Origin of the sequence: Rhizobium ecuadorense, assembly GCF_001187535.1 — a bacterium.
In the GTDB taxonomy this organism is placed as follows: domain Bacteria; phylum Pseudomonadota; class Alphaproteobacteria; order Rhizobiales; family Rhizobiaceae; genus Rhizobium; species Rhizobium ecuadorense.
Genome location: NZ_LFIO01000529.1, coordinates 1 through 4052, shown reverse-complemented (window position 1 = coordinate 4052; position 4052 = coordinate 1). Strand labels below are relative to the sequence as shown.

General features: G+C 61.3%; 5 protein-coding genes. All 5 read right to left on the bottom strand.

Annotated features, from left to right (window positions below; all coding sequences use genetic code 11):
- Positions 1–3 precede the first annotated feature (3 nt).
- Positions 4–657 (bottom strand): methionine ABC transporter permease, encoded by a 654-nt coding sequence (locus tag AF337_RS11865; protein ID WP_049732314.1) that lies wholly within the window; start codon positions 655–657, stop codon positions 4–6.
- Positions 638–1726, bottom strand: a complete 1089-nt coding sequence (locus AF337_RS11860) for a methionine ABC transporter ATP-binding protein (protein ID WP_049732313.1) — start codon at positions 1724–1726, stop codon at positions 638–640. Before AF337_RS11860 ends, AF337_RS11865 begins: the two co-directional genes overlap by 20 nt.
- Before the next feature lie 89 nt (positions 1727–1815).
- A complete protein-coding gene (locus AF337_RS11855) occupies positions 1816–2655 on the bottom strand; it encodes a MetQ/NlpA family lipoprotein (protein ID WP_049732312.1) in 840 nt (279 codons plus the stop codon).
- 247 nt (positions 2656–2902) lie between these two features.
- Positions 2903–3463 (bottom strand): FMN reductase, encoded by a 561-nt coding sequence (gene msuE / locus AF337_RS11850; protein ID WP_049732311.1) that lies wholly within the window; start codon positions 3461–3463, stop codon positions 2903–2905.
- 215 nt (positions 3464–3678) lie between these two features.
- A partial coding sequence (locus tag AF337_RS11845) for an MFS transporter (RefSeq protein ID WP_160320281.1) occupies positions 3679–4052 on the bottom strand: 374 nt, incomplete at its 5' end.

Below are 4052 nucleotides of genomic sequence, written 5' to 3'. Positions count from 1 at the left end.
GACCTATCTCCGGTCCAGCCTGGCGACGAGCCGGTCGCCAAACCACTGGATGCCGCAGACGAGCACGATGAGCACGGCCACCACCGCGATCATCACGCTGGTTTCGAAGCGCTGATAGCCATAACGGATGGCGAGATCGCCCAGGCCGCCGGCGCCGATCGCACCGGCCATCGCCGAAGCGCCGATCAACGTCACCAGCGTGACGGTGAAACCGGCGACGATGCCGGGCAGCGCTTCGGGCACCAGCACCTCGCGGATGATCGTCCAACGATTGCCGCCCATGGCGCGCACCGCATCGATCAACCCGCGGTCGACCTCGCGCAGCGACACTTCGGCGATGCGGGCGTAATAGGGTGTGGCGGCGATGGCGAGCGGCACGATGGCCGCCCAGGTGCCGAGTGCCGTGCCGACGATCAGCCGCGTCAGCGGGATCAGCGCCACCAGCAGGATGATGAAGGGCACCGACCGGAAGCCGTTGATGGTGGCGCCGAACGTGCGGTTGATCCAGAGATTTTCGGCGATGCCGCCGCGCGCCGTGACGACAAGGGCAAGACCGAGCGGCAGGCCGGCGACCAGCGAGATCACGCCCGAGGCGACGGTCATCAGCACCGTCTCCCACAGGGAGCGAACCAGCAGTTCAAGCATGATCGGTGTCATAACCAAGTACCTCCACCCGGGCGGACCGGGCCGTCAGAAATTGTTCGACCTTTCCGGCAAGCGCGGGGTCGCGTGCGGGAACGGCGATGAAGAACCGCGCCACCGGCTGGTTCTGGATATGGTCGATGCCGCCATGGACGAGGCGGAAGGAATGCGGCAGCGCCGCCGAGAGTTCGGCAAACAGGGCACCCTGCGCTTGCGGACCGGCCAGATCGACGCTGAGGATCGCCTCGCTGCCTCCAGTCGCCGACAGCCGGCCGGCGATATGATCGGGAAGCTGGGGACGGATGCCGCCGAGCAGGCTCCTGGTGATGGTCTCTCGCGGATCGGCAAAGACCGACCAGACCTGCCCCTCCTCGACGATCCGCCCGGCGTCGATGACCGCGACGCGATCGGCAATGCCGCGCACCACTTCCATCTCGTGGGTGATCAGCAGAATGGTCAGGCCAAGCTTACGGTTGATGTCCTTCAGCAATGCCAGGATCGACCGGGTCGTCTCAGGGTCGAGCGCCGATGTCGCCTCGTCGGACAAGAGCAGCGCCGGGCGCGCCGCAAGCGCACGGGCGATGCCGACGCGCTGTTTCTGGCCACCGGAGAGCGATGCGGGATAGGCTTTCGCCTTGTCGGCAAGGCCGACGAGATCGAGCAGTTCATGCGCCCGCCTCAAGCGTTCGTTCCTGGCGATACCCTCGATCTTCAGCGGCAGCGCGACATTTTCCTCGACTGTCTTGGCGGACAACAGGTTGAAATGCTGGAAGATCATGCCGATGCGGCGGCGCAGCGGCTGCAACTCATGTTCGGCAAGCGCCGTGATATCGCGGCCTTCGATGAGGATCTCGCCGCTGTCGGCGCGCTCCAAGCCGTTCAGGCAGCGGATCAGCGTCGATTTGCCGGCGCCGCTACGGCCGATGATGCCAAGGATCTCGCCTCTCCTCACGGTCAGCGAAATGCCGTCGAGCGCGGGTGTGGTCCCGAAGCGCCGCTTCACATCGGTCAGCCTCACCACCTCTTCGGCAGCGGCCGCTTGCGGCTGTGCCGCGATCGCCGTGGTGGAAACAAAGGAATTCATGTGCTTTTCCTTACAAAGACCGAAGGCGGCCCGGGCAATCAACGCCCGGACCGCCTCTCGGCAGGCCTTAACCCCGGCCCTATTGCGGATCAATAGGCGCTGAGACCCGTCCCCTTGTAGACCTTGTCGAACTCGGCCTTGACGGTGTCGTTCTGATAGGAAGAGACGAGTGTCTTCACCCAATCCGCATCCTTGTTGTCGTCCTTGACGGCGATGAAGTTGCGATAGGGATTGTCGGCGATCGGCTCCTGGGCAATGCGTTCGGCCGGAGAAAGACCGCTCTTCAGCGCCCAGTCGGTGTTGACGACACCGGCATCCAGATCGTCGATCGAACGGCCGACGATGCCGGCGTCGAGTTCCTTGATTTCGATCTTCTTCGGATTGTCGGTGACGTCGGCGACGGTCGCCAGAATGCCGGTGCCGTCCTTCAGCTTGATCAGGCCTTCGCTCTGGAGAACGCGCAACGCCCGGCCTTCGTTCGAGGGATCGTTCGGCACGCCGATGACGGCGCCATCAGGAATCTCCGCAACGGATTTGTACTTCTTGGTGTAGAGGCCAATCGGCCAGACACCGGTATAACCGACGCGAGTGATGTGGTAGCCGTGTTGCTTGATCTGGTTGTCGAGATAGGGCTGGTGCTGGAAGGCGTTGGCGTCAAGTTCGCCGCGCTCCAGCGCTTCATTCGGCTGCGTATAATCGTTGAAGGTGATCGTTTCGATCTTGAGGCCCTTCTTGGCCGCCTCGCTGGTGACCACGCGCCAGATATCCTCCTCCTCGCCGGCCATGATGCCGACCTTGATCGACTTGTCCTCGGCAAAGGAAGGAGCAGGTGCTGCAAAAGCAAAAAGTGTGGCAGCAGAAACGGCGACGGCGGCCAGAGCCGCGCGGCGCGAAAGGTGGAAGCCGTGAAGATTTTTGTTCTTGCTCATTGTTATATCCCGTCTGACTGAATGAGGCCGAACGCCCCGAGCAGGCGAATATTGGCAAATGCGTGGACCGGGAGCGAAGCAGGAAAGTCTGATATGAAGGAAGGGTCGGAAAAACTCTTGCCCTGCCATCGATATCGGCAGGATAAATTTCTACCAAATTTATGGATTGATCGCGGCTTATAAGCATATTCTAAAAATGAAGACGGCGCCCTCGGAGCGCCGCCTTCGAGCCTGTTTCCGCGACCTTTTACTCGGCAGCAATGAGGGCTTGCGTGCGGGCGGGAAAGAAAGCCGAAAGCTCGCCGATGACTTCTCCAATTCGCTTGGCAAGCGGTTCGGATGAGACGCGGTAATCGGTGAAGTCGCGATCGGACGCATAGACGGCCGTCGGCAGCGTGTGCGACATGAAGAAGCCGAAGAGCGGGCGCAGCTGATGCTCGACCATCAGCGCGTGCCGGTCACCGCCGCCTGTCGCGGTGATGACGATCGGCTTGGCGCGTAGCTCATGCGGGTCGATCAGGTCGATCAGATGTTTGAACAGGCCGGGATAGCTGCCCTTATAGGTCGGCGCGCCGATGACCAGCAGATCGGCATTGACAATGTCATCGATGACTTCTTTTGCGCGGCTGTCGAGATCGCCGCGGCGCAGCGCCTGGCCAAGCGAGGGGCCGACATCGGAGAGGTCGTAGAGGGTGTTCTCGAAGCCGTATTTTTCACCGGCAAGGGCGGCGATGTTTTCGACCAGTGCGAAAGTCTTCGAGGGACGGTTGAAGCTACCCGCCAGGCCGACCAGTTTGTAAGCAGACATGCCATTTCCTTCCGATATCGTGCCGCGACCGATTATTGGACAGATATTATCTATAAAAATAGTGGATTAAAGCAAGCCTATCCTCTTCATCATGATGAGGAGAAAAATACATTCTCATCCGCAGGTGATCGCCTGCTTGCGACACCGCATCACGCATTGAGCCCGGAATATGGCGGATATTCCAGGTCGATGCGTTGTCGAAGCGCTATATCGCCTCAGACTGGCTTCGGGATGCGCGGCAGGAAGATCGTCAGCAGACCGAGAAGCGGCAGATAGGAGCAGATACGGTAGACGAAATCGATGCTATGGGTATCGGCGAAACTGCCGAGCAGTGCTGCACCCAGCCCCCCTGCCCCGAACGCAAAACCGAAGAAGACGCCGGCGATCAGCCCGACGCGGCCGGGCACCAGTTCCTGTGCGAAGACGACGATCGCCGAAAAAGCCGAAGCGAAGATCAGGCCGATGACGATGCTGAGCACGCTCGTCCAGAACAGGTTTGCATAGGGCAGCAGCAGCGCGAAAGGAATGACGCCGAGAATCGAGAACCAGATGACGAAACGGGCGCCGAAGCGATCGCCGATCGGCCCGC

Excerpts from the sequence above, each read along its gene's own strand:
- AF337_RS11865 (WP_049732314.1), bottom strand. The coding sequence starts at position 657 with ATGACACCGATCATGCTTGAACTGCTGGTTCGCTCCCTGTGGGAGACG.
- AF337_RS11855 (WP_049732312.1), bottom strand. The coding sequence starts at position 2,655 with ATGAGCAAGAACAAAAATCTTCACGGCTTCCACCTTTCGCGCCGCGCG.
- AF337_RS11860 (WP_049732313.1), bottom strand. The coding sequence starts at position 1,726 with ATGAATTCCTTTGTTTCCACCACGGCGATCGCGGCACAGCCGCAAGCG.
- msuE (WP_049732311.1), bottom strand. The coding sequence starts at position 3,463 with ATGTCTGCTTACAAACTGGTCGGCCTGGCGGGTAGCTTCAACCGTCCC.